Consider the following 23,779-nt stretch of genomic DNA (forward strand, 5'->3'; position numbering starts at 1 on the left):
TGCATGATTGCGCGCCTTGCCGCCATGATCGCCCTGTTCGCGGCCGTCCTCGCCCCCCTGGCGCTCGCCCAGTCGCGCACCAAGGCCGAAGAGGCCGAGGCGCTTCAACAGGCACTGCGCCAGCGCACGATCGCGCAGCAACGCGCGGCGCAGTTCGAGCGCGAGGCGCAAACCGCCCAGTCCCGCGCCGAGCGGGCGGCGGCCAACGAAGCGGCAGTTGCGGCGCAGGTCCAGGCCGCCGAAGCCGATCTCACTGCCGCGGAAACGCGCATCCGGCTGATCGAGGAACTGCGCCGCGAACAACGCGCGCGCCTCGCCAGCCGGCAGGGTTCTATCATCCGGCTGACCGCCGCGCTGCAGACGATGGCGCGCCGTCCGCCCGCGCTGGCGCTCGTACAACCAGGCAGCGTTTCGGACATCGTCCATCTGCGTTCGCTCTTCTCGACGACGCTGCCGATCGTGCGCGAACGCACGGCCGATCTCCGCGCGGAAGTGACACGCGGCGCCAATCTGCGCCTCGATGCCGATCGCGCGCTCGCTGTGCTCGAAAACCGGCAGGCCAATCTCGAAAACCGCCGCGAGGAACTGGCCGCGCTTGCTTCGACTACCCGGAGCGAGGCGGATCGGCTCGTCAGCAGCGCGCTCTACGAAAGTGACCGCGTGATCGCACTCGGCGAGGATGCGCGCGACATTCGCGATTTGATGGCCGAGCTCGATCGGCAGGCCGAGGTCCGCGACGACCTGATCGACCTGCCCGGCCCACGTCTCCGCCCCGCCCGGCCGGGCGAGGCCAGCGCCCCGCGCCAGGACACGGCCCGCCGGACGCGCGAACGCCCACCCTATCGGCTTCCCGTCATGGGCGAGATCGTCGAGGGCATGGGCGAAGTCTCGGACGCAGGCGTGCGCGCGCGCGGCATCACGCTGGCCACGCAACCCCGCGCGCAGGTGATCGCGCCGACCACCGGCCGGATCAGCTATGCCGGCGAATTTCGCGATTATGGCCGGATCGTCATCATCGACCATTCAGGCGGCTGGACGACGCTGATCACAGGGCTGGCCACAATCGATGTCGGTGTCGGCGATGTCGTGCGGCAGGGCGAGTCGATCGGCCGTGCCGGGACGGACCGGCCGGAGATCACGATCGAGCTGCGCCGCGGCGGCGAACCGGTGGATATCTCGGCGCTTGTAAGCCGGGGTTAAGCCGAATTCGGTAACACTTCCCCGCAGAATCCAGATGCGCTATGCCGCGCACCACATTGTTTTGAGAGCATCAGCCATGGCAAAACCGCTTATTTCCGCACTTGGCGTCGTCAGCGCGCTGGCCCTCGTCCCGGCCTTTTCGGGATCGATGGCGGCGGTCGACGTCGATACCTATCGCGAACTCGACCAATTCATGGACGTGTTCGAACGGGTTCGCTCCGAATATGTCGACGAGATTTCGGACGAAGACCTGATGCGGGGGGCGATCGACGGGATGCTTTCGAGCCTCGATCCGCACAGCTCCTATCTCGACGTGCGCGATTTCGACCGGCTGCGGACGCAGACCGAGGGCGAATATGGCGGTCTTGGCCTCACGGTCACCATGGAAGACGGCGCGGTGAAGGTCATCGCCCCGTTCGAAGATACGCCGGCCGATCGCGCGGGCATCATGGCGGGCGACTATATCACCCATCTCGACGGCGAACTGATCTTCGGCGGCACGCTCGACGAGGCGGTCGACCAGATGCGCGGCGAGCCCGGCTCGTCGATCGAGGTCCGGGTCGTGCGCCCGGGACGCGATGAGCCGATGAACATCACCCTCGTGCGCGAGATCATCGAGCTGCACGCTGTCGAATGGGAGGTGCAGGGTAATGTCGGCATCATCAACATCAACACGTTTAACCGGAACACCGGCGACGAGGTGCGTTCGGCGATCGCGTCGATCGACCGCTCGCTGGGGCGCCAGCCGCTGGGCTATGTGATCGACCTTCGTTCCAATCCGGGCGGTCTTCTCGATCAGGCGATTTCGGTCTCCGACGTGTTCCTCGAACGCGGCGAAGTCGTTTCGCAGCGCGGACGCCGCGATGGCGATATCGAGCGCTATTATGCGCGGCCGGGCGACGACAGCCACGGCCTGCCGCTCGTCGTTCTCGTCGATGCGGGTACCGCCTCGGCTGCGGAGATCGTCGCGGGTGCGCTGCAGGATCACCGCCGCGCGGTCATCATGGGCGAGCGCAGCTTCGGCAAGGGATCGGTGCAGACGCTGCTGCCGCTTTCGTCCGACACCGCGCTCCGGCTGACCACAGCACGCTACTACACACCGGCCGGCAATTCCGTGCAGGAAGGCGGTATCGAACCCGATATCGACGTGCCGCAGCTTTCGAACCCGGACTGGCGCGACGCGCCGCGTTTCCGCGAGGCCGACCTTCGCCGTCACCTGATCAACGAAGCGGCTGTCGCCGATGACGTGATCGAGGATGACGTTCGCGAGGATCCGCGCTTCCAGGCGACGTCGGAAGAGCTCGCCGAACAGGGCATCGACGATTTCCAGATGCACTATGCCGTCGAGACGATTTCCCGTCTCGCGCGCACGCGCACGGGAGGTTCGGCGGCCGGCGGCCGGCGCTAACAAAGCAGGCGGGGGCTGAGCGATGACCAATTACGGCAAGGCGCGGCTGATCGCGTTCGCCGTGCCCCTGGCACTGCTCGCCGGCGCGCTCGGCTCGCAATATCTGGGCGGGCTCTATCCGTGCGAAATGTGTCACTGGCAGCGCTGGCCGCATTACGCGGCCGTCCCGCTGGCCGCACTCTCGATCCTGTTCGCGCGCCAGATGGTCGTCTCCACGCTGTTCCTTTCGCTCGCGATGATGGCGATCTTCACGAGCGGCGTGATCGGCGTGTTCCATGCCGGCGTCGAATATGGCTGGTGGCAGGGGCTGACCGCTTGCACCATGTCGGGCAGCGGCAGCGGCAATTCGCTGGCGGACATCATGGCCGCACCGCTTGTCTCGTGCGACGAGCCGCAATGGACGCTGTTCGGCATTTCGCTCGCGGGGTTTAACGCGATTATCTCGATCGGAACTGCTATAGCGATCACATGGCTGGCGACACGCAAGACGAAGTGATCCGCAAACCCGGCGATTCGCATCCCGATATCGATTCGATGATCCGGGTCGATCAGGCCGGGGAATATGGCGCTACCCGCATCTATGCCGGGCAGTTGGCGATACTGGGCGATCGCAGCCCTGCCGCCCGATCGATCGCGCGAATGGCGGTTCAGGAAGAACGTCATCGCGAGCGTTTCGACCAGATTATCTCCGAACGCGGCGTGCGTCCGACGCTCCTCCAGCCGTTCTGGGACAAGGCGGGATTCGCGCTCGGTGCGGTCACGGCGCTTATCGGGCCCGAAGCGGCGATGGCCTGCACGGCGGCCGTCGAAACCGAGATCGATAAACATTATTCCGATCAGCTCGATGCGCTCGGCGCCGACGATCCCGAACTGTCCGAAACGATCGCGCAATTTCGCGAGGAAGAGCGCGAGCATCACGATACGGCTATTGCCGAAGGCGCCGAATCGGCCCCCGCCTATCCGCTGCTCTCCGGTGCCATCCGGCTCGCCTGCAAGGCCGCGATTGCCGCCTCGAAACGATTTTGAGTCGGGTTAAGCTTGACGACAGCTGCAAAAGTCCATTGTCTGCGCGGAAATAACCGGCGCGTAATGCGTTGACGGGTCGGAATGGGAGAAGACAGATGTTTCGTCGATTGACCGTCGCGACCCTGATCGGAGCGGGTGCCCTCGCTGCGATCCCAGCCGCCCCGGCCGAAGCGCAGATGAGCGACCGCGTGCTGATTCTCTATGGCGAGGACCGCTGCCCGACCAGCAATGGCGAACAGATCGTGGTCTGCGTCTGGCGCGACGAAAGCGAACGGTATCGCATCCCCCCCGAATTGCGCGACTCCCGCGATCTTGCCGCCAATGAAAGCTGGCTCGCCCAGTCCGAGCGCATCCAATATGTCGGTGCCAGCGGCACGATGAGCTGTTCGCCGGTCGGCGCCGGCGGCTTTACCGGCTGCACGCAGGAAATCTTGCGCGCCGCACGGGCCGAGAGCGATCCGCTGCTCCGTTTCTAGACACTAGTCCGCCGACGCCTGCTGCTCGGCAATCCAGCGGTCGATCTGCGCCTCGAGCACATCGAGCGGGACCGCACCCTGCCCCAGCACGGCATCGTGGAACAGCCGGACGTCGAAATTCTCGCCGAGCGCCGTTTCGGCGCGCGTCCGCAATTCGCGGATCTTGAGTTCGCCCAGCTTGTAGGCAAGCGCCTGTCCCGGCCATGAGATGTAGCGATTGACCTCGGCCTCGATATTGGCGTCGGTCAGCGCCGTATTGTCCTGCATGAACGCGATGGCGCGCTCCTTCGTCCAACCGAAGGCGTGGATGCCGGTATCGACGACGAGCCGGCAGGCGCGCCACATCTCATAGGACAGCCGCCCCATATTCTCGGCTGGCGTGTCGTAAATGCCCATCTCGATTCCGAGCCGCTCCGAATAGAGACCCCATCCTTCGACGAAGGCGGTGAAGAAGGCGAGGTTGCGGCGGACCGGGTGCATGTCGAGTTCCTGCTGCAACGCGATCTGGTTGTGATGGCCGGGGACGCTTTCATGCGCGGTAAGCGCGGGAACTTCCCATAACGGCCGCTGGTCGAGCAGCGATGTATTGACGTAGTAGGTGCCCGACAGCCCCGCCTCGGGCGATCCCGGTCCGTAATAGGCGGTGGTCGTGCCTTCGGCGATCTCCGCCGGAATCTCGCGTAAGCCATAGGGAAGCCGCGGCAGCGTCGCGAACATCGTCGGCATCAGCCCGTCGATCTCCTTTGCCTGCAACGCATTGGCCTGCATCAGCGCTTCGGGAGTCTCGGCATAATATTGCGGGTCGGTCCTGAGATGCTCGATATAGGCCTCGCGGGTGTCGAAGCCGGCCTCGCTCGCTACTTCTACCATTTCGGCGCGAATCCGGGCGACTTCGTCGAGGCCGATCTGGTGGATCTGTTCCGGCGTCAGGTCCGTCGTCGTCATCCGGCGCACCTGGAAGGCATAATATTCAGCCCCGCCCTCGACGCTCGAAATGCCCGCTTCCTGACGGCAGGCGGGCTGGTAGGCTGTGCGGTACCATTCGAGATGCTGGGCATATTCCGGCGCGAGCACATTCGTGATGATCTCGCGCGCCTCGCCCGCCAGCCGTTCGAAATCGGCTTCGCTGATCCCCGAGGGGCGCGGCCGGGTGAACGGCTCGTAGAAGCGCGATTGCGTGGGATCGTCGCCGATCACGCCCGTGATCGAGCGTTCATAGCCATCGAGCACGACGCAGGGCAGCGTATAGCCCTGCTCGATCGCCCGGTTGCTGATCGCGATCGATTCGTCGTTGATCGACGGATATTGGCGCAGCCGCGCGAGATAGCTCTCATAATCGTGCAGCGTCTGGAACGGCAGGCCGGAAGCGAGCCCCGCAAAACTCTGATGCCAGCCGCTATAGGTGGTGAAGAGCATCGTGCGCTGGGGCAGCGCGTTCGCCTCGATCGATTCGGACAGTATGCGCCGGACGATGCCGTAATCGGTCTGGCTGCCGGCGGAGAGCTGATCCCGCGGAATGGCTTCGAGCCGGTCGAGAAAGACCTGCGCCTCGGCGGCGCGGCGATCTTCGGCGGCCAGGCTGACGTCGCCGACCTGGTCGTCATAGTCGCGCACGCCGACGCTGGTCGCCAGGATCGGGCTTTCGCGCAGCGTGGAAGACCAGATCTCGTCCATCAGCGTGTCGAGATCTTCATCCGGCGTCGCGACGGCCGGAGTCACGATCAGGGCAGCGGCGGCGATGGCGAGAATCGAAGTGCGCATTGTCTGTTCCTCCCAAAAAGCTGTGCCAAGGCCTAAACCCGGCGCAGCCGTAAGGCCAGTATGCAACGAAAACGGCGCTCGCGCTTTGGTCATGCATCACCGAAAAGGAGCCCAGCATGAGCGACAACATCTACAAAATCACCGAGGTAGTCGGCACGTCCGAAACCGGTATCGAGGACGCGATCCGCGGCGCGATCGAGCGCACCGCACGCACGGTCAACGATATCGGCTGGTTCGAAGTCACCGACACGCGCGGCCATGTCGTCGACGGCAAGATCGCGCATTTTCAGGTCACGCTGCGCATCGGCTTTCACGTTCACGACTGAACGGCGAACCGGCACAACGCCGTTGCAATAAGCGCAAGCGCGGCGCGTCGCGGCACGAGCGGATTGAACAAAGCACCGGCTTGATGCATTCATCAGTCAATGGCGGCAAAATTTTTCGACGAGATCTGGGGATATAGCCGGGGGCGCAAGCCGCGACCCGGCTTCGAAGAAATCGCGCACTGGATCCGGAGCACGCCAAAGAAAGAGATGCGGCGGCGGCAGGATTCGGCGGAAGCCGCGTTCCGGCAACTCGGCATCACCTTCAACGTCTATGGCGAGGACGAAGAGGCCGAACGGATCATCCCGTTCGATATCGTCCCGCGCGTGTTCGCAGCGGACGAATGGGCCAGGCTCAGCGAAGGGCTGGAGCAGCGGGTCAACGCGCTGAACGCGTTTCTCGTCGACGTCTATAATGACCGCAAGATCCTGGCCGATGGCGTCGTGCCGAGCGATCTCGTGCTCGGCAATCCCGGCTTCACGCCGGCCGTCAACGGCATCCGGCCGCCGCATGGCGTGTTCGCGCATATTGCGGGGATCGACATGGTGCGGACGGGGCCCGACGAATTCTATGTGCTCGAGGACAATGCCCGGACCCCGTCGGGCGTGTCCTATATGCTCGAGAATCGCGAGGCGATGCTGCGGCTTTGCCCCGAACTGTTCGAAATGTTCGAAGTCGAACCGGTCGACCGCTATACCGACGCGCTACGCGAAATGATGCAGTCGGTGGCCCCCGAAAGCGCGCCCAAGGACCCGGTCTGCGTCATCCTGACACCGGGCCATTTCAACAGCGCCTTTTACGAACACAGCTTTCTCGCCGACAATCTCGGCATCGAACTGGTCGAGGCGGCGGACCTCATCGTCGACGACGACATCGTCTGGATGCGCACGATCGGGGGCCGCAAGCGGGTCGATGTCATCTATCGCCGCATCGATGACGATTTTCTCGACCCCCTCGTTTTCCGTCCCGATTCGATGCTCGGTGTGCCGGGGCTGATGGCGGCCTATTTCGCCGGCAATGTCACGATCATCAACGCCCCGGGCGGCGGCATCGCCGACGACAAGGCGATCTACAGCTACATGCCGGAAATCGTGAAATATTATACCGGCGAAGAGGCGAAGTTGCCCAATGTCGAGACCTGGCGCTGCCGCGAACCCGATGCTTTGAAATATGTGCTCGAAAACATGGCCGATCTCGTCGTCAAGAAGGTCGACGGGTCGGGCGGATACGGCATGCTCGTCGGGCCGTCGGCGACCAGCGAAGAGGTCGATGAGTTCAAGAAAGCGGTAAAGGCGAATCCCAACGGCTATATCGCCCAGCCGACGCTGGCCCTGTCGACCGTGCCCACGCTCGGCGAAAAGGGCGTCAAAGGCCGTCATGTCGATTTCCGTCCCTTCGTGCTGAGCGGTGCGAACGGCGTGGAGACGGTCAAGGGCGGCCTCACGCGGGTCGCGCTGCGCGAAGGCTCACTCGTCGTCAATTCGAGCCAGGGCGGCGGCACGAAGGACAGCCTGGTCCTCCGCCCACCCCGCGACCAGAAACAATCGCAGAGCCAGGACGGCCGGTCTCAATCGCAGTCGCAAGCGAAGGGCGGCTCATGATGCTCGCCCGCACCGCCTCCTATCTCTACTGGATCGGCCGCTATATGGAGCGCGCCGAATTCACCGCGCGGCTTGTCGAGGCGACCGTTCGGCTCGATGCGCTATCGGCCCGTCCGGCCGGCGAAGGCGCATGGGCGAGCGCGCTCTCCGTCGCCTCGGCCAAGGAAGATTATGAGGCCACCGGGGAGTCGATCACGCCGAGCAATGTCGCCAATTATCTGACCCTGTCCGAAAGCAATTCCAATTCGATCCGTAATTGCCTCTACAATGCCCGCATGAATGCGCGCGCGGTGAGAACGGCGCTGACCCGTGAGGGCTGGGAATCGATCAACCGTGCCTGGCTTGCTCTTCGCGACCGTTCGGCCACAGGCGGCGCACAGTCGACGATCAACCTCGTCGACGAACTGAAGGCGGAAATCCGCGGATTCGAAGGCGCCATGCACCGGATGCTGCGACAGGACAAACACTGGATGCTCCGCCTCGGCGCCGCAATCGAACGGGCCGACAACACGGCGCGGCTGATCGACGTCAAATATCACCTGATCCTGCCCGAAGGCGAAGAAATCGGCGGCGTGATCGACCGCGACCAATGGGGAACGATATTGCAGACCGTTTCGGCCAACACGGCCTTTCGTTGGCTCTATCGCGATGGGCTGTCGCCGGGCCGCGTCGTCGAAATGCTGACATTGCGGCGGGAACTTCCGCGCTCGCTCGCCTGTTGCGTCGAAGAGGTGACCGAAATTCTCGACGAGATCGGACAGGAAACCGGCTTCCAGGGCGAGGCCGACCGGATGGCGCGCCTGCGGCACAAGCGGCTGACCGGAACGAAAGTCGGCGATATCATTCGCGGTGGCCTGCATGAATTCCTGCAGGCGTTCATTACCGAAAACAGGCTGCTCAGTCAGGCTATTTCCCGTCAATTCCGGTTCGACTGATGCGCCTCGATATCGAACATGTAACGCATTATGCGTTTACTGAGCCGCAGCGCCGGTTGGTCCAGCTGCTCCGCGCCACGCCCAGTTCCTTCGCCGCACAGCACGTCGTCGACTGGCATATTGATGTCGATTGCGACGCGCGCATCCGCCCGGGCCGCGACGGCTATGGCAACCATTATACGATGCTTTACGTCGACGGGCCCGTGGAGGCGATCGAACTGACGGTTTCGGGCGAAGTTCTGACCGACAATCGCCACGGCATGATCGAGGACGCCAACGAACCGTTGCCGCCGCCCGTTTTCCTGCGCTCGACTGGCCTTTCGCAAGCCGATGATGCGATCCGCTCCTTTGCCCGGGATGTCGAGAACGCCGAGAGCGATCCGCTGAAGCGTATGCACCTGTTGATGGAACGGCTGCTCAACGAAATCCGGTTCGAACCCACGCTCGACGCGGTCGAGCGCGACGCGGCGACCGCTTTTGCGGCAAATCGAGGGGTCTGCCAGGATCACGCACATATTTTCTGCGCGGCGGCACGCGCGATCGGAACGCCTGCGCGCTACATCTCCGGCCATCTGTTCCGCCGCGACGGTGCCACCGAACAGGAAGCCAGTCATGCCTGGGCCGAAGCCTGGCTCGAAGACCTGGGATGGGTCGGTTTCGATCCGGCCAACGGTATTTCGCCCGATGACGCCTATGTGCGGATTGCCTGCGGGCTCGACTATCGTGAGGCCGCTCCGGTTGCGGGGCGGCGACTGGGTGGAGGCGATGAAAGGATGCGGGTCGATGTGCGCGTGACCGAAGCACATATGCAGCACCAGCAATGACCGCAAAAATTTGCCGCAGAGCAACATGACTCACATGCGCCACAAGAATCCACTTCCTGCCGGGGCGGAACGCGATTAATCCCGAACCCGATTGCAACGAACGCGTGACGCTGAATGACCTATTGCCTCGGAATGCTGCTCAAGGACGGACTGGTGATGATCGCCGATACCCGCACCAATGCGGGCGTCGACAATATCTCCTCTTACCGCAAGCTCCACATCCTGGAGCAGAGCAGCGAACGTACAATCGTCGCCTGCACCGCCGGAAACCTGTCCGTCACCCAGGCCGCCTTCGCCATGCTGCGCGAAGGGCTGGAAGAGGATGAGGACAGCGACGGCCCGCGCTTCGTTTCCGACATGCCGAACATGCACCGCGTCGCCGGGCTCGTCGGCGAAGCGCTGCAGCTGGCCCGGGAGGAGATCGTCGAGGGTGCCGGCGAAGACACGCAATACAGCTTCACCGCGTCGATGCTGCTCGGCGGCCGCATCGCCGACCGGCCGCTCCGGCTCTTCCATATCTACAAGGAAGGCAATTTCATTTCCTGCCAGCCCGACCGGCCCTTCATGCAGATCGGCGAGACCAAGTACGGCAAGCCGATCCTTGATCGCGCGCTGCAATATGACACGCCGCTCGACGATGCGGTGAAGACGGGGCTGGTGTCGTTCGATTCAACGATGCGTTCGAACCTCAGCGTCGGCCGGCCGCTCGACGTGATGGTCATGCCGACCGATCCCGATGCGCCGGTCATCACCCGCCGGATCGACGAGACCGACGAATATTTCAACATGCTGTCGTCGAAATGGGCGACCGCGCTGGCGGAGGCACGCGCCGCGATTCCGATGCCGCCCTTTATGAGCGAGCGCGAAACGGTCGAAGCGGAAAGCTAAATCTTGGAGAGCGAGGCGAGCCGGTTGCCCGATTCGGCGACGCGGGCGACATCGGCGTCTGCCAGATCGAATTCGACCCAGCCCTTGGGCGTGAGCTTTTCGAGCGGCTTGTACCGGACCTTGTACTGCATCCGCGCCGCGCCCTTCACCCAATAGCCGAGATAGACATAGGGCAGCCCGGCCTTGGCCGCGCGGACAATGTGATCGAGGATGATATAGTTGCCGAGACCCTTGCGCTCCGCATGGTTGGCATCGAAAAAGCTGTAGATCATCGAAAGGCCGTCCGACTGGCGATCGGTCAGGCAGGCGCCGATCAGGCGTCCCGCGCTGCCATCCTCGTTCGGCTCGCGATATTCGACGATATAGCTTTCGACCGGGGTCTGTTCGACCATGTCGGAGAAATCGAGCTCGTCCATGTCGTTCATCCCGCCGCCCGGATGGCGCGAGGCAAGATATTTGCGCAGCAGGGAGAATTGCTCCTCGGTCGTCCAGGGCTCGCACGCGTTGACGATCAGGTCGTCATTCTTCCGCAGCACCTTGCGTTGCGTTGCGTTCGGCCTGAACTGGTCGGCGACGACGCGGACCGAAATGCACGCCTGGCAATCGACGCAGCTCGGCCGATAGGCGACCGACTGGCTCCGCCGAAATCCGATCCGGCCGAGCGCTTCGGCCAGCTCGCCCGCATGCGGCCCGCGAAGTTCGGTGAAGACCTTTCGTTCGGTTTTTCCGGGCAGATAGGGACACGGACTCGGCGCGGTTACGAAGAATCGTGGAAAACGAAATGGTGCGCTCACCGTCCGGCCCGCCCTTGCTGCTGCATCACTGAGTTGACGGTTTTATGACCGAGGCCCGAATTCATGGAAAGGGCGTTTACCCTAAAAAAAGGGTTAAATCGTGGCCAATCGGGTAATTGCCTGTGAAGATTAACCATCCCGGTTGAGGGCGACCGGAAGACGGGACCGAAAGCTGTCCCGGATCGGGCCAGAAGGCGAATTGCGCGACCGGCGAACGCTCACGCCGCTTTCGAATCGCGCCGAAGATAACCTGCCCGAATCGCAAAATCGATCTGCCGCTTCATCATATCGCGATCGGCAGCAGGCCCCCCGCTACCGATGAGATTCCTAACATTATGGTTTTGAAACAACGGGTTACGACAGAAATAGCTTTGGTAGAGCACGGCAATACGCTGGTGCAGCCGCGCTTCGAACGGCGACAAGCTGGAAGGATCGAAGTCTTCCGGGGCGATCAATTCGGGCTGCGAAAACCGGTCGTAACTGCCGATCAGATCGAAGAAGTCGGGCACCGGCATGGGGGCCGACGAGGTCAGGTGGAAGCTATGGCCCACCGCCTCTTCCATGCGTTCCGCAATCGTAACGATTCCGTTGACGACATGGTCGATCGGCACGAAATCGATGCTTGCTTCGGCCTTGGCGGGAATGGTCGCGAGCCGGCCTTCCGCCAGCAATCTGAACGCAGCGTAGATGGCGTCGAACGCGGCAATCGCTCCATCCGCTTCGCGGCCGACGATCACGCTCGGCCGGGCGATCGCCGCGGGCAGGCCCTTGCTCATGGCCATACGGACGAGCAGTTCGGCCTCGAACTTGCTCTGTTCATAGGGGTTAGCAAAGCTTGTCGGCGGGCTGCTTTCGTCCTCGGCGATCGGTCCGTCGCGTTCGCCGCAGACATAGGCCGTGCTGACCTGGAGGAAGCCTGCTCCGGCCCGTTTGGCCAGATCGAGCATCTCCTGCGTTCCACCCAGATTGATCGCCTCGTAGTTCTCGGGGCTGTCGTCGAACGTCGTGATCGCGGCGCAATGGACGATCATGTCGACCTCGCCGGCAAGTGCTTCATAACGATCCGGATCGAGCCCAAGCTTCGGGTGCGCGACATCGCCCGCAACAAGGGCGATTTCGCCGCCATCAGGCGCGGCGCTCTTCCATACGATCGTATCGGCACGTTCTCCGGCGCCATGACGGACGTCCCGGCTCTTGTGCACCAGGCCGAGAACGCCATGGCCGCGCGCGGTCAATGTCGCTGCGATTTCTCCGCCGAGCAATCCGGCGGCTCCGGTAACGAGAATGATCATATCAACAGCAACCGGAGATCGCGTCGTCACGCTTTTCGTTCGAGAAGGGCATGATCTCGCCGCAACCTGGGAAAATGCCGTAATGCGTCGAGAAATCGCCGAAAAATTCGAAATGCGGTTCCAGCCGCGTCTCGGCCAGCATCCGCCATGTGTTGCCACACACCGCGAACATCCGCCCGCGCTCGATCAGGTGGTGACCGTCGAGCAGAAAGGCGCGCTCATGCCCCGGGATCGTTCCCCTGTAGCGGACGGCCTGGCCGTAATCCTCACAGCGCGGCTCGAGCGCGTCGTGCTTGAACAACCGGAAGGTCGCCGAATGGAAACCGATGCCGTCGACTTTTGCGGCGACGGCCGGATCGCCGATGCCGAGAGGCCGGTCGCTGACGAGCCGCGGATCGAGAAAACCCGCCCGCTTCGCCAGCATGTCGAAATCGCCCCAATAGAGCGCGCCCGACAGGCATTCGCCATGTAATACCGGATCGTCCTTCAACGCATCGGGAACGCGGCGTTCGGAATAGACGTCGGAGAAATGAAATTCGCCGCCGTCTTGCAACAGGCGGAACGCGTCAGCGAAAACCTTGGCCTTGTCGGCGACGAGATTGATCACACAGTTCGAGACGATGATATCGAAGCTGCCGGGCTCCAGATCGAGTGCGTCGAGCTTCTCGATATCGCCTTCGACAAATTCGACATTGGCATAGCCGAACCGATCGGCGTGCCAGTCCTTGAGGAAGTTCGCGACGGCAAGCTGTTCGGGCGTCGCGTCGACCCCGACGACCCTCCCTTCGCTGCCGACAAGCTGGGCCAACACATAGGCGTCCTGCCCCGATCCGCTGCCCAGATCGAGGACGCGCTTGCCCTCGATCGCCTCGGGCGCGATCAACCCGCAGCCATAATAGCGCGCGCGCACGTCGGGGTGGACGTTCGCCAGCGCCTCTCGAATTTCCTGCGACGGCGCCTCGGCCGTGCAGCAGGCGTCGGTCTTGAGATCGGACGATCCCCGCAGCACTTCGCCGTAATAATTACGGCTGTTTTCGATGTTCATGCAGCCCCCGAGAAATGTCTTTCGCGCGTCATTTTATGATTCGCTGCAACCCGGAGCGTTGGTTACACGAATATTGGAGAAACGTCATAGGGTCGGGTGGGAGATTCGACCGAAATGGGACAGAATGATGCCTCGAACGCATGACCTGATCGTCATAGGTGCCGGCTCGGCGGGGCTGACCGCCGCCGGCGGGTGCGGCCAGTTCGGCCTGAAGGTCGCGCTCATCGAAAAAGGCCCCATGGGCGGCGACTGCCTCAACACCGGCTGCGTCCCGTCCAAAGCGCTGATCACGGCGGCCCGGCGCGCGCAGGAGATGCGCGAAAACGCCAGATACGGGATTGCCGACGTCGAGCCGCAAATCGATTTCGGCGCGGTCCATGCCCATGTTCAGGGCGCCATCGAACGGATCGCGGTCGACGACAGCCAGGAGCGGTTCGAGGAGGAATTCGGCGTCGAAGTCATTCGCGGCGAGGCGACGTTGCTGGACGGATCGACGGTAGAGGTGAACGGGCGCACGCTCTCCGCGCCGCGCATCTGCCTCGCCATCGGATCGAAGCCCCGCATCCCCGATATCGACGGGCTCGATGCCGTGCCCTTCCTGACGAACGAAACGATTTTCGAGCTGACCGAACGGCCCGGCCATCTCGTTATCCTCGGCGGGGGACCGATCGGTATGGAAATGGCGCAGAGTTTCCGCCGTCTCGGCAGCCGGGTGACGGTCATCGAGCGTGGACGGGCCATGAGCAAGGACGATCCGGAAGCGGCGAAGCTGGTGCTCGACCGGATGGGTGCCGAGGGCGTCGAAATCCACGAAGAGACAGGCGTGGAGCGTGTCGGTTCGAGCGGCGCCTCGCTATTCGTTGAACCGCAGGGTGGGGCACGCATTGCCTGCTCGCACATCCTCGTCGCCACGGGCCGGACCTGCGATTTCAGCGGTTTCGGCCTCGGAAATGCCGGTATCGAATGGGACGCGTCGGGCATCGCCGTCAACGCGAAGCGCCGCACGAGCAACAGGAAGATCTATGCGATCGGCGATTGCCGGAAGGGACCGCGCTTCACCCATGTCTCCGGCTACGAGGGTTCGCTCGTCGTGCTGCAGGTCGCGCTGGGGCTGGGCGGCAAGGCCGATTACGCCGCCCTGCCCTGGGTCACCTATACCGATCCCGAACTCGCCCATGTCGGCATGACCGAGCATGCGGCGCGAGAGAAATTTGGCGACCGGGTGTCGGTCACGCGGCAGGACTTTTCGCACAACGACCGCGCGCGTGCCGAGAATGACTATACCGGTTTCCTCAAGGTGATCGGCAAGGGCCGGAAAATCCTAGGCGCAACGATCGTCGGTCCGCATGCCGGCGAACAGTTGCTGCCATGGGCACTGGCGATCGGCGGCAAGGCCAACGCCTTTGCCATCGGCGGCGCGATCGTCGCCTATCCGACGCGCGCTGACATTTCGAAACAGGCGGGCTATGCGGTCTGGGAGCCGACCATCTTCGGCAAATGGCCGAAACGCTGGGCCCGTTTTCGCGCCCGATACCTCCTCTAATCCGCCCCCAAGGGAGACGCCATCATCGCCACCAAGCCCCTGCCCGGCCCCTCGCCCTTCGCCGTCGATGCCGCCGAGCAGATCGCGCCGGAAAAATTCCGCGATCCGCTGGTCACCGCCAAGGGTGAGGATCGCGCGCATGTCGCGCTGCGGCAGCTGGAAACGCTCTGGTTCTGCACCGGCACGCTCTGCAACCTCGCCTGCAAGACCTGCTATATCGAAAGCTCCCCGACCAATGACGCGCTCGTCTATCTGACGCTGGCCGAAGTCAAAACTTCTCTCAACGAGATCGAATCCGAAGGGTTAGGCACCAGCGAGATCGGTTTCACGGGCGGCGAACCTTTTATGAACAAGGACATCGTACCGATCCTTGAAAGCTGCCTCGAACGCGGTTTCGATGTGCTCGTCCTGAGCAACGCCATGCGGCCGATGCGGCGACATGAGGATGTTCTGCTCGATCTGCTGCAACGCTATGGGGCAAAGCTGACAGTCCGTGTCAGCCTCGATCACTATAGCCGTGAAATCCATGAAGCCGAGCGCGGGCGCGATACATGGGACAAGGCGATCGACGGATTGAAATGGCTTTCGGATCAGGGCTTTTCGATCGCCGTCGCCGGACGCCATCTGGCGCATGAGGACGACGCCGAAGCGCGGCGCGGCTATGCGCAACTGTTCGCGCGCGAGGGCATTGCCATCGACCCCGCCGACCCGGCCCGGCTCGTCCTCTTTCCGGAAATGGATGCGACCGCCGACGTCCCGGAAATCACGACCGCCTGCTGGGGTATCCTCAATGTCGATCCGGCAAGCGTCATGTGTTCGAACAGCCGCATGGTCGTGAAGCATAAGGGCGACGATGCTCCGACCGTTGTCGCGTGCACGCTGCTACCCCATGGCGAGGACTTTCAAATGGGCCGGACGCTGAAGGAAGCGAGCCGCACCGTATCGCTCAACCACCCGCATTGCGCCCGCTTCTGCGTGCTCGGCGGTGCGAGCTGTAGTGGCTAGTTTGTCAGAACCTCGCTTTCGCGAGGTCGCCGCACCAGCCCGAAAGGTCGAGTCTGACATTTAAACTTCCCGCGCCTCGAATACCCGTCCGCACACGGCATCGAGCTTCTCCATCACCCTTCGATCGGCAACGCCGAGATCGGTGATCAGCGAAATGTCCAGGACCGTATCGAGAGGATTTTCGGGGCGGGTTTCGGGCAGTGCCTTGGCGAATTCGACCACGGTGTTCACCGCGCGATCGGCATTGGCGTGCAGCGTCGCGAGAATGTCGTGCACCTCGACATGGGCCTCGCCGTCACGCCAGCAGTCATAATCCGTCACCATGGCGATGAGCGCATAGGGCAGCTCGGCCTCGCGTGCCAACTTCGCTTCAGGCATCGCCGTCATCCCGATCACGTCGCAGCCCCATTGGCGATAGAGCTCGCTTTCGGCGCGCGAGGAGAATTGCGGCCCTTCCATGGCCAGATAGGTCGCGCCGCGATGGACATCGGCATCGGCCGCCTTCGCTGCCGTTTCTGCCATGTCGGACAGGCGCGGGCAAACCGGATCGGCCATCGACACATGCGCGCCGAGTCCAGCGCCGAAAAAGCTCTTCTCGCGTGCGAAGGTGCGGTCGATGAACTGGTCGACGATGACGAACTTGCCGGGCGGCAGGTCTTCGCGCAGCGAACCGACGGCGGACAGTGAGATCATGTCGGTGCATCCGGCTCGCTTCAGCACATCGATATTGGCGCGAAAGTTGAGCGCGCTGGGCGGGATGCGATGGCCCTTGCCGTGGCGCGGGAGGAAGACGAAGCGTTTGCCGGCAATCTCCCCCAGTACCAGTTCATCCGAGGCTTCGCCCCATGGGCTCTCGACACGGATCGACTGCGCGTTTTCCAGCGCGTCCATGGCATATAGCCCCGATCCGCCGACGACGCCGATCACCCATTCCCTATCCGCCATAGCCGTCCCTTCCGTCATCTCTCACGCCGAGCCCTATCGTCCGCACATCCACAGGGCAAAGCCATTTCCCATCCATCTGAAATCGCGCTAGAATGTGACCATGACAAAGCACATCGCGCTCGCCCTTGCCGCCCTCGCCCTCGGTACCCTTCCGCAAGCCGGCCACACGCAATCGCGCGGGATCGCCGGCGACTGGACGACGCAGGACGGCCGCGCCGTTGTCACGATCAGCCGTTGCGGCAGCGCGATCTGCGGCCGGCTGTCACGCATTCTGGCCGATACGCCGGACGGGCCGCCTGTCGACGAGAACAATCCGAATCCGCGCCTGCGCAACCGCCCGGTGCAGGGAATTACAGTTGTATCGGGCTTCGACGAACGCAACGGCAATGTCTGGCGCGGCGGGGAAATCTACGATCCGGAATCGGGCCGCAGCTACAATGCGCGGATGACGCTGAACGGCAATCGGCTCGAGGTTACCGGATGCGTCGCCTGGGGCGCGATCTGCCGCACCGAGACGTGGACGCGGAGGTAAAAGTCCATCGAAGGTTCGGCGGACTCATTGCCCCGCAGGCCAAGGCTGGCGAAGACCATTGCCGGTCTGTGTGTGGCGAATTCACTCTTGCTTCCGGTCTTGAAATGGTTCGGAGGCGACACGCCATTTCTCATCGGCGTCGCATCGAACTTCATTCTGTTCCACGCAATTTGGCTCGTTCAATTCAGAACCGTTACTGAATGGAGCAAGATTGACGGCTCCATGCTTCGCATACCGCTCATAGTATTCGCGGTTTTTGGCAACATGACAGCATTCATGTTGTAGCACTCTTCAGCGCTAGCTCCCCACCACTTCCTGCTCGATCGTGCCGAAGGTCGCGTGGCCGTGCTCGTCTTCCATCCAGATTTTCACCGTGTCGCCGGGCTTCAGGAACGGCGTTTTCATTTCGCCGCCCAAGATCTTCTCCACCATCCGCACTTCGGCAAGGCAGCTATAGCCCAGCCCGCCTTCGCTGATCGGCTTGCCCGGGCCGCCATCCTCGTCGCGGTTGGAAACCGTGCCCGATCCGATAATCGAACCGGCGACCAGGTTGCGCGTCCTGGCGAGGTGCGCGACGAGCGTGCCGAAATCGAAGGTCATGTCGGTGCCCGCATCGGCGCGGCCGAATGGCTGTCCGTTGAGATCGACCATCAGCGGACCCGACAGCTTGCCATCGTTCCAGTTCGGCAGTTCGTCCGGCGTCACGAAGACGGGCGAAAAGGCGCTGGCGGGCTTCGACTGGACGAAACCGAAGCCCTTGCCGAGTTCGCCGGGGATCAGGTTTCGCAGCGACACATCGTTGACGAGGCCGACAAGCTTGATCGCGTCGAGTGCATCTTCGCCGCTCGCACCCTGCGCCACATCGCCGGTCACAACGACGATCTCAGCTTCGAGGTCGCAGCCCCATTCGGTGTCCGGCAGCGGAATATCGTCGCGCGGCCCGATAAAGCTGTCCGATCCGCCCTGATACATCAGCGGGTCTTCCCAGAAACTGTCGGGCATTTCGGCGCCCCGTGCCTTGCGAACGAGTTCGACGTGATTGACGTACGCCGAACCGTCCGCCCACTGATAGGCGCGCGGCAGCGGCGAGGCGGCATCATGCTCGTGGAACCGCTCCTTCGGGATCGTATCGTGCGCCAGGTCGGTCGCCAGCGCCCGGAGTTTCGGCGCAATCGCGTCCCAGTCGTCGAGCGCCGCCTGCAAGGTCGGCGCGATGTGCGATGCGTCGGCACACCAGGCGATATCGTGGCTGACGACGACAAGCCTGCCGTCGCGACCGTGTTTCAATGATCCGAGTTTCATCGGGAAGCTCCTGCGAATGAATTATTGTTGCCCTATGTGGCCAACGCGCAGGCCGCCGTCCATGTTGCATGGGCAGAAAATCGCTCGCAACGCACGGGTCGCCCAGCTAGGGTATTGCCGATGAGGGGGACGAGCGAAAGCGGCTGGCGATGACCAATGCGAGCGTGCCGACCGGCGGGGCCGGCAAGCAAGGCTTCGACTCCGCCTATGAACGGCTCGTCGAAAGCGGCGATTACCAGACGGAATTCGCGCAGCTTCCCACCCCCGAGCCGCTCCAACCGCCGCCGGATTGGTGGCTGTGGTTGCTTGACTTCTTTAGCGGAACGGGTGGCGCTTGGTCTGCTGTAATATGGACTATCGGCATCGTGCTTGGGGCGATTCTCACATTTTTCATAGGCTTGTGGCTGTTTCGCTATTTCGACGACCGCGTGACTTCCAAGACTGCCGACGAAGATGCCGAGCACTGGCGCCCCGAGGAACAGGCCGCCCGGTCTTTGCTCGCCGATGCCGACGCGCTGGCCGGAGAGGGACGCTATGCCGAAGCGGTTCACCTGCTCCTCCAACGCAGCATCGACGATATCCGCAGCCGCCTGCCCAATTTCCTGAAACCCGCGCTGACGAGCCGGGACATCGCCGATGCGCCGATGCTTCCGGCCGAACCGCGCGGCGCCTTCGCGTCGATCGCACGGATCGTGGAGCGCGGCATCTTCGCGCAGCGCCCGGTCGACGAGAGCGGGTGGGGCGAAGCGCGCAAGGCCTATGAGCGTTTCGCCTTCGGAGAGGCGTGGCGATGAGCGAGAGCGGCGCCTCTCCCTTTTCGACGAAATCGGTGCTGATCATCGTCGTCGCGCTGATCGTGGGCTTTCTCGCCTTCATGCTCCTCCTCGCCTATGCGCCCGGCCTGAAGAGCGGCGAGAATGGCGGCGCGCACGGGCTCTCGCGCTCCGCCGTCGGATTTCGCGGGCTTCACGACCTGCTCGAAGAAACCGGTTTGGATGTCAGCTATGCCCGCGATCCCGAAGGCGGCACCAGCTACGGTCTGACGATCGTCACGCCGCAGTTCGACAGCGACCCCGAACGGATCGACCAGCTGATCGAGGAAGGCGGCTATTCTCCGACGCTGATCATCCTGCCGAAATGGTCGACGATGCAGGCGGGGCTCGATCGGGACGAGGTCGCCGCGATCGGCACCGGCATGGCGGCCTCGGTCCTTCCCCTGCTTTCGGATCTCGGGAAGCTCCAGGTCACGGGTTCCGATACACGCGAAGGTGCGACGCTCGTGGCCCCCGATTTCGATGCCCGCTACGCCGCGCCGGCCAGTTTGCAAGTTATGACCGGCGACCGGATCGAGCCGGTGATCGCCACGCCGGGCGGCGATATCGTGCTCGGCTATGTCACCGGCACCGAGACGTATATCCTTTCGGAACCCGACCTCCTGAACAATCAGGTCCTGTCCAGCGCCGAGCGCGCCCGCGCCGCGCTGACACTCATCGACACGCTCAACTATGAAGGCGGACCGATTTCGTTCGATCTCGTCGCCAACGGTTTCGGCGAGAGTGCGAACCTGCTCGTTCTGATGTTCGAGCCGCCTTTCCTGGCGCTGACGCTGTGCATGCTGGCTGCGGCGCTGCTCGCGGGCTGGCAGGCGTTCAATCGCTTCGGCCCGGCGCGGCGAGAGCCGCGCGCCATCGCCTTCGGCAAGCGCGCGCTCGTCGACAACAGCGCCGAACTGCTCAAGCTCGCCCGGCGCGAGCATCTGTCGGCGGAGAATTATGTCGGGCTGACCCGCGATACCGCCGTCGCCGCGATCGGCAATCCACGCGGGCTTTCCGGCCCCGAACTCGACAACTGGCTCGACGGGCTGAAAAAGGACGGCCCGTCATTCACATCGCTGGCCGCACGCGCCCATCGCGCACGCAGCCGGCAGGACATACTCGACGCCGCACAGGCGCTCTACCAATGGAGAAAGGCCGTCACCCATGAAGGTTGAAGACATCAAGCCGCTTGGCGACACGATCCGGGCGGAAATCGCCAAGGCCGTCGTCGGGCAGACCGAGACGATCGACCATCTGCTGATCGCGCTCTTCTCCTCGGGCCATTGCCTGCTCGAAGGGCCGCCCGGCACCGCCAAGACGTTTCTCGCGCAATGTTTCGCGCGCACATTGGGCCTCGATTACGGCCGCATCCAGTTCACGCCCGATCTGATGCCGAGCGACATCATCGGCGCCAACCTGTTCAACTTCCAGACGAGCGAGTTCACGCTGACGCGCGGCCCGATTTTCTGCGAATTGCTGCTCGCCGACGAGATCAACCGCACGCCGCCGAAGACCCAGGCCGCCTTGCTCGAAGCGATGCAGGAGCGATCGGTCACGATCGACGGCGACACGCTGAAGCTGTCAGATCGCTTCATGGTCGTCGCGACGCAGAACCCGATCGAGCAGCAGGGCGTCTATCCGCTGCCCGAGGCGCAGCTCGATCGTTTCCTGTTCAAGCTCGCCGTCGGCTATCCGAGCGAGGAGGACGAGCAGAAAATCGTCGCCGTCCATGGCAGCCGCTTCGGCGCGCCCCATGCGCAGGATTTCGGCATCGAAGCCAAGGTCGACGGCGCGAAGATCGGCGAGGCGATCGCCGCCGCCGCCGAGGTGAAGCTCGTCCCCGATATCGCCAACTATGTCGTCGCGCTGATCCGGGCGACGCGCGAGACGCCCGATCTCGATGCCGGCGCCAGCCCGCGCGCCGCTTCGATGCTCGCCGGCGCCGCCCGCGCCCGTGCCGCGCTCGACGGCCGCGATTATGTCATCCCCGACGATGTGAAGGCGCTCGCTCCGGCCGTGCTCCGGCACCGCGTCATCCTGTCGGCGGCGTCGGAAATCGACGGGCGCGATGCCGATGCCATCGTCGCCAACATCATCGAACAGGTCGAGGCGCCGCGTTGATCTATCCGAGCGCCCGTTCGGTCGTCCTGACCGCGCTCGGCGCGCCCGCCGCGCTCGTCATCGGCGTGATGATGCCGCAGATCTGGTATGTGGGGCTCGTCTGGGTCGTGCTGATGGTGATGCTGACCGCACTCGACGCCATCTCGGCCAAGCCCCCCTCGAGCCTGAAACTCGAGCTTGAGGCTCCACCCGTCACCGGCGTCGGCGCACCGTTCATCGCGACGGTGCACGCGCGGTTCGTGCGCAAGGACGGCAGCGTCAGTCCGCGCGGGGCACCGCGCCGGGTGGAGATCGCAGCGGCGCTCGGCGACCGGCTCGATCCGTCGGGCAGCCGGCGTGCCTTCGTCCCGATGGTCGGCGGTCAGGCCGCGTTCGATATGGAACTGACGCCGAACCGGCGCGGACCGGCCGAGATCGCTGGTATCTGGGCCCGCTGGCAGGGCCCGCTCGGCCTGGCCTGGGCGCAAAAGCATGATCAAACGCAATACGAGATCGCTGTGACGCCGGACATCTCGCCGATCTACGACGAGGGCGTGCAGCTGTTTTTGCGCGACGCGGCCTTCGGCCTGATCGCGCAGATCGAGCGCGGCGAAGGCAATGAGTTCGAGGCATTGACCGAGTTTCAGACCGGCATGGACAAGCGCGCGATCGACTGGAAGCAATCGGCGCGGCATCTCGAGCTCCTCGCCAAGGAATATCGGACCGAGCGCAACAACCATATCGTCTTCGCGCTCGATGCCGGACGGACGATGTGCGAGCCGATCGACGGCGTGCCGCGGATCGACCGCGCGATCAGCGCGGGGCTGACGGCAGCCTATGTCGCGCTCAAGGGCGGCGACCGCACGATGCTGTTCGGCTTCGCCCGTCGCCCGGTGCTCGCCAGCCCCTTCGCCTCCGAAACGCGCAGCTTCGCGCGGCTGCAACAGGCAGCTGCCGGGCTCGATTACCATGTCGGAGAGGAAGCGAATTACACGCTCGCCCTCGCCACCCTCTCGGCCCGGCTCAAGCGCCGCGATGAGGCGCCGCATCCGGACACGTTCGGAATGGTCAGCCTCATTCGACGGATCCTCGATCCAGGTCTCGCCCAACGCCGTCAGATAGGTCTGAAGCTGCCCGCGCCGGCATCCGCTGAGCGGCCGGCCAATCAGCAAACCTCGCCCGTCCGGCCAGACTGGTGAGACGGACACCGGTTGCGGCCCGCAAGCCGAGGCTAGCCGCCCCGGCCGGGCGAGCCTCATCAGAAGCGTTTCTTCAACATCGCTACGCGTATGACCGAGGAGGAGACTCTGCGCGCCTGCCGCACGAGCGGCGCCCGCCAGCAAACCATGCCTGGCTTGCCGCGCCGCGTTCTGACCACTTCTGTCGCCTTGCCAGGTGAGGATTTGCGCGCTGTGCCCCAGGCTCGCAGCACGTTGCGCGACAAAGGCCGTCTCCTTGCGCGCTTCGAGGCGAAGGCCGTGATCAACCGTCAGGACAAGCAGCGCCCTGCCCCGGCTTTTGGCCCAGGCCGAGGTGAAATGAAGCAGGCTGAGAGAATCGCTGCCCCCGGATACAGCAAGACAGACAGGGCCGCTGGACCCTGCTGCCATCCTGTCAATCAGAGAGCCAATATGATCGCCTAGCCGCGGCAACCTGCCCGGGTCCGCTCAAGCGCGGCGAGATTCTTGGTGACACCGGACGCGTTCGGATACTGGCGCGGCAGCAAGTCGAGCGCGTCGCAGGCTTGTTCCGTATCGCCGATAAGGCGCATCGACCGCGAGAGTTTCACAAGCGCATCGGGCGCTCGCGCATCATCGGGATATTCGCGGATCATCTTCAGATACGCCTCACCAGATGCGTCATAGGCTTCCTGCTGGAAAAGCGTCTCGGCCAGCCAGTATTGCGCTAGACGCAATCCCAACTCCCGAGCTGTTTCGGCCTGTAACAATAGCTGCCGTGCGTG

At 63.6% G+C, this 23,779-nt stretch carries 24 protein-coding genes and 1 pseudogene; 17 read left to right on the plus strand and 8 right to left on the minus strand.

The genetic code is table 11. The features are described from left to right. The first annotated feature begins 3 nt into the window (after positions 1 to 3). From Q0139_RS12145 to Q0139_RS12165, 5 genes are all read left to right on the plus strand, one after another. Positions 4 to 1,200: a peptidoglycan DD-metalloendopeptidase family protein gene (locus Q0139_RS12145; RefSeq protein ID WP_298022236.1), complete on the plus strand. Its 1,197-nt coding sequence runs from the start codon at positions 4 to 6 to the stop codon at positions 1,198 to 1,200. A gap of 76 nt (positions 1,201 to 1,276) precedes the next feature. Continuing rightward, positions 1,277 to 2,608 (plus strand): S41 family peptidase, encoded by a 1,332-nt coding sequence (locus tag Q0139_RS12150; protein ID WP_298022239.1) that lies wholly within the window; start codon positions 1,277 to 1,279, stop codon positions 2,606 to 2,608. 22 nt (positions 2,609 to 2,630) lie between these two features. Next, positions 2,631 to 3,104 carry a disulfide bond formation protein B gene (locus Q0139_RS12155; RefSeq protein ID WP_298022242.1) on the plus strand — a complete coding sequence of 158 codons (474 nt, stop codon included), beginning with the start codon at positions 2,631 to 2,633 and terminating at the stop codon, positions 3,102 to 3,104. Between the two features lie 38 nt (positions 3,105 to 3,142). Continuing rightward, the gene (locus Q0139_RS12160; RefSeq protein ID WP_298022302.1) at positions 3,143 to 3,634 is read left to right on the plus strand and encodes a demethoxyubiquinone hydroxylase family protein; all 492 of its coding nucleotides are present in this window, start codon (positions 3,143 to 3,145) and stop codon (positions 3,632 to 3,634) included. 95 nt (positions 3,635 to 3,729) lie between these two features. Beyond that, positions 3,730 to 4,110 (plus strand): hypothetical protein, encoded by a 381-nt coding sequence (locus Q0139_RS12165; protein ID WP_298022244.1) that lies wholly within the window; start codon positions 3,730 to 3,732, stop codon positions 4,108 to 4,110. A gap of 3 nt (positions 4,111 to 4,113) precedes the next feature. On the opposite strand, the gene Q0139_RS12170 is transcribed toward Q0139_RS12165, so the two are convergent. Then, positions 4,114 to 5,871, minus strand: coding sequence for a DUF885 family protein (locus Q0139_RS12170; RefSeq protein WP_298022247.1), 1,758 nt, complete (start codon positions 5,869 to 5,871; stop codon positions 4,114 to 4,116). A 116-nt stretch (positions 5,872 to 5,987) separates the two neighbouring features. Between Q0139_RS12170 and Q0139_RS12175 the strand changes: the two genes are divergently transcribed. From Q0139_RS12175 to Q0139_RS12195, 5 genes are all read left to right on the plus strand, one after another. Then, positions 5,988 to 6,197 carry a dodecin gene (locus Q0139_RS12175; RefSeq protein WP_298022250.1) on the plus strand — a complete coding sequence of 70 codons (210 nt, stop codon included), beginning with the start codon at positions 5,988 to 5,990 and terminating at the stop codon, positions 6,195 to 6,197. A gap of 99 nt (positions 6,198 to 6,296) precedes the next feature. Further along, complete coding sequence (locus Q0139_RS12180) at positions 6,297 to 7,796, plus strand: circularly permuted type 2 ATP-grasp protein (RefSeq protein ID WP_298022253.1); 1,500 nt, start codon at positions 6,297 to 6,299, stop codon at positions 7,794 to 7,796. Continuing rightward, positions 7,796 to 8,731, plus strand: a complete 936-nt coding sequence (locus tag Q0139_RS12185; RefSeq protein WP_298022305.1) for an alpha-E domain-containing protein — start codon at positions 7,796 to 7,798, stop codon at positions 8,729 to 8,731. Before Q0139_RS12180 ends, Q0139_RS12185 begins: the two co-directional genes overlap by 1 nt. Beyond that, positions 8,731 to 9,555, plus strand: a complete 825-nt coding sequence (locus Q0139_RS12190; RefSeq protein ID WP_298022256.1) for a transglutaminase family protein — start codon at positions 8,731 to 8,733, stop codon at positions 9,553 to 9,555. Before Q0139_RS12185 ends, Q0139_RS12190 begins: the two co-directional genes overlap by 1 nt. Before the next feature lie 114 nt (positions 9,556 to 9,669). Continuing rightward, positions 9,670 to 10,443, plus strand: coding sequence for a peptidase (locus Q0139_RS12195; RefSeq protein ID WP_298022259.1), 774 nt, complete (start codon positions 9,670 to 9,672; stop codon positions 10,441 to 10,443). Here the strand turns inward: Q0139_RS12195 and Q0139_RS12200 are convergent. The 3 genes from Q0139_RS12200 to Q0139_RS12210 form a co-directional block, all read right to left on the minus strand. Beyond that, positions 10,440 to 11,237, minus strand: coding sequence for an arginyltransferase (locus Q0139_RS12200; protein ID WP_298022262.1), 798 nt, complete (start codon positions 11,235 to 11,237; stop codon positions 10,440 to 10,442). The two genes, Q0139_RS12195 and Q0139_RS12200, sit on opposite strands and share 4 nt — an antisense overlap. A 218-nt stretch (positions 11,238 to 11,455) precedes the next feature. After that, on the minus strand, positions 11,456 to 12,529 hold the full coding sequence (locus Q0139_RS12205) for an SDR family oxidoreductase (RefSeq protein ID WP_298022265.1): 1,074 nt from the start codon (positions 12,527 to 12,529) through the stop codon (positions 11,456 to 11,458). Position 12,530: 1 nt separating this feature from the next. Continuing rightward, positions 12,531 to 13,574, minus strand: coding sequence for a methyltransferase domain-containing protein (locus tag Q0139_RS12210; protein WP_298022268.1), 1,044 nt, complete (start codon positions 13,572 to 13,574; stop codon positions 12,531 to 12,533). A gap of 124 nt (positions 13,575 to 13,698) precedes the next feature. Between Q0139_RS12210 and Q0139_RS12215 the strand changes: the two genes are divergently transcribed. Both Q0139_RS12215 and Q0139_RS12220 read left to right on the plus strand, forming a co-directional pair. Beyond that, positions 13,699 to 15,117 carry an NAD(P)/FAD-dependent oxidoreductase gene (locus Q0139_RS12215; RefSeq protein ID WP_367180749.1) on the plus strand — a complete coding sequence of 473 codons (1,419 nt, stop codon included), beginning with the start codon at positions 13,699 to 13,701 and terminating at the stop codon, positions 15,115 to 15,117. 156 nt (positions 15,118 to 15,273) lie between these two features. After that, complete coding sequence (locus Q0139_RS12220) at positions 15,274 to 16,122, plus strand: radical SAM protein (RefSeq protein WP_298022310.1); 849 nt, start codon at positions 15,274 to 15,276, stop codon at positions 16,120 to 16,122. Positions 16,123 to 16,182: 60 nt separating this feature from the next. Here the strand turns inward: Q0139_RS12220 and mtnP are convergent, their stop codons facing one another. After that, positions 16,183 to 17,067 (minus strand): S-methyl-5'-thioadenosine phosphorylase, encoded by an 885-nt coding sequence (gene mtnP / locus Q0139_RS12225; RefSeq protein WP_298022271.1) that lies wholly within the window; start codon positions 17,065 to 17,067, stop codon positions 16,183 to 16,185. 100 nt (positions 17,068 to 17,167) lie between these two features. On the opposite strand from mtnP, the gene Q0139_RS12230 reads away from it, so the two are divergent. Beyond that, positions 17,168 to 17,599, plus strand: coding sequence for a DUF2147 domain-containing protein (locus tag Q0139_RS12230; RefSeq protein WP_298022274.1), 432 nt, complete (start codon positions 17,168 to 17,170; stop codon positions 17,597 to 17,599). A gap of 297 nt (positions 17,600 to 17,896) precedes the next feature. Here the strand turns inward: Q0139_RS12230 and Q0139_RS12235 are convergent, their stop codons facing one another. After that, positions 17,897 to 18,901 (minus strand): fumarylacetoacetate hydrolase family protein, encoded by a 1,005-nt coding sequence (locus Q0139_RS12235; protein ID WP_298022278.1) that lies wholly within the window; start codon positions 18,899 to 18,901, stop codon positions 17,897 to 17,899. Positions 18,902 to 19,050: 149 nt separating this feature from the next. On the opposite strand from Q0139_RS12235, the gene Q0139_RS12240 reads away from it, so the two are divergent. From Q0139_RS12240 to Q0139_RS12255, 4 genes are all read left to right on the plus strand, one after another. After that, the gene (locus Q0139_RS12240; protein ID WP_298022281.1) at positions 19,051 to 19,695 is read left to right on the plus strand and encodes a hypothetical protein; all 645 of its coding nucleotides are present in this window, start codon (positions 19,051 to 19,053) and stop codon (positions 19,693 to 19,695) included. Then, positions 19,692 to 20,891 (plus strand): hypothetical protein, encoded by a 1,200-nt coding sequence (locus tag Q0139_RS12245; RefSeq protein ID WP_298022284.1) that lies wholly within the window; start codon positions 19,692 to 19,694, stop codon positions 20,889 to 20,891. Before Q0139_RS12240 ends, Q0139_RS12245 begins: the two co-directional genes overlap by 4 nt. Continuing rightward, entirely contained in the window at positions 20,881 to 21,837 is a 957-nt protein-coding gene (locus Q0139_RS12250; protein WP_298022287.1) for a MoxR family ATPase, read from the plus strand. Before Q0139_RS12245 ends, Q0139_RS12250 begins: the two co-directional genes overlap by 11 nt. 377 nt (positions 21,838 to 22,214) lie before the next feature. Further along, positions 22,215 to 23,015 (plus strand): DUF58 domain-containing protein, encoded by an 801-nt coding sequence (locus Q0139_RS12255; RefSeq protein ID WP_367180750.1) that lies wholly within the window; start codon positions 22,215 to 22,217, stop codon positions 23,013 to 23,015. Here Q0139_RS12255 and tilS read toward each other — a convergent pair. Next, positions 22,911 to 23,426 (minus strand): annotated as a pseudogene (gene tilS / locus Q0139_RS15555) (tRNA lysidine(34) synthetase TilS); the annotation flags it as partial. The gene Q0139_RS12255 and the pseudogene tilS overlap by 105 nt on opposite strands. A gap of 29 nt (positions 23,427 to 23,455) precedes the next feature. Next, positions 23,456 to 23,779, minus strand: a 324-nt coding sequence (locus Q0139_RS12260) for a tetratricopeptide repeat protein (RefSeq protein ID WP_298022293.1), incomplete at its 5' end; no start/stop codon positions are given.

It is taken from the genome of uncultured Parasphingopyxis sp. (assembly GCF_937129435.1).
Classification (GTDB): domain Bacteria; phylum Pseudomonadota; class Alphaproteobacteria; order Sphingomonadales; family Sphingomonadaceae; genus Parasphingopyxis.

Coding starts and splice junctions, on each gene's coding strand:
- Q0139_RS12250 (WP_298022287.1), top strand. CDS start 20,881: ATGAAGGTTGAAGACATCAAGCCGCTTGGCGACACGATCCGGGCGGAA.
- mtnP (WP_298022271.1), bottom strand. CDS start 17,067: ATGGCGGATAGGGAATGGGTGATCGGCGTCGTCGGCGGATCGGGGCTA.
- Q0139_RS12245 (WP_298022284.1), top strand. CDS start 19,692: ATGAGCGAGAGCGGCGCCTCTCCCTTTTCGACGAAATCGGTGCTGATC.
- Q0139_RS12175 (WP_298022250.1), top strand. CDS start 5,988: ATGAGCGACAACATCTACAAAATCACCGAGGTAGTCGGCACGTCCGAA.
- Q0139_RS12170 (WP_298022247.1), bottom strand. CDS start 5,871: ATGCGCACTTCGATTCTCGCCATCGCCGCCGCTGCCCTGATCGTGACT.
- Q0139_RS12240 (WP_298022281.1), top strand. CDS start 19,051: ATGACCAATGCGAGCGTGCCGACCGGCGGGGCCGGCAAGCAAGGCTTC.
- Q0139_RS12180 (WP_298022253.1), top strand. CDS start 6,297: ATGGCGGCAAAATTTTTCGACGAGATCTGGGGATATAGCCGGGGGCGC.
- Q0139_RS12210 (WP_298022268.1), bottom strand. CDS start 13,574: ATGAACATCGAAAACAGCCGTAATTATTACGGCGAAGTGCTGCGGGGA.
- Q0139_RS12230 (WP_298022274.1), top strand. CDS start 17,168: ATGACAAAGCACATCGCGCTCGCCCTTGCCGCCCTCGCCCTCGGTACC.
- Q0139_RS12215 (WP_367180749.1), top strand. CDS start 13,699: ATGATGCCTCGAACGCATGACCTGATCGTCATAGGTGCCGGCTCGGCG.
- Q0139_RS12195 (WP_298022259.1), top strand. CDS start 9,670: ATGACCTATTGCCTCGGAATGCTGCTCAAGGACGGACTGGTGATGATC.
- Q0139_RS12255 (WP_367180750.1), top strand. CDS start 22,215: ATGGAACTGACGCCGAACCGGCGCGGACCGGCCGAGATCGCTGGTATC.
- Q0139_RS12165 (WP_298022244.1), top strand. CDS start 3,730: ATGTTTCGTCGATTGACCGTCGCGACCCTGATCGGAGCGGGTGCCCTC.
- Q0139_RS12185 (WP_298022305.1), top strand. CDS start 7,796: ATGCTCGCCCGCACCGCCTCCTATCTCTACTGGATCGGCCGCTATATG.
- Q0139_RS12235 (WP_298022278.1), bottom strand. CDS start 18,901: ATGAAACTCGGATCATTGAAACACGGTCGCGACGGCAGGCTTGTCGTC.
- Q0139_RS12145 (WP_298022236.1), top strand. CDS start 4: ATGATTGCGCGCCTTGCCGCCATGATCGCCCTGTTCGCGGCCGTCCTC.
- Q0139_RS12150 (WP_298022239.1), top strand. CDS start 1,277: ATGGCAAAACCGCTTATTTCCGCACTTGGCGTCGTCAGCGCGCTGGCC.
- Q0139_RS12190 (WP_298022256.1), top strand. CDS start 8,731: ATGCGCCTCGATATCGAACATGTAACGCATTATGCGTTTACTGAGCCG.
- Q0139_RS12160 (WP_298022302.1), top strand. CDS start 3,143: ATGATCCGGGTCGATCAGGCCGGGGAATATGGCGCTACCCGCATCTAT.
- Q0139_RS12205 (WP_298022265.1), bottom strand. CDS start 12,529: ATGATCATTCTCGTTACCGGAGCCGCCGGATTGCTCGGCGGAGAAATC.
- Q0139_RS12155 (WP_298022242.1), top strand. CDS start 2,631: ATGACCAATTACGGCAAGGCGCGGCTGATCGCGTTCGCCGTGCCCCTG.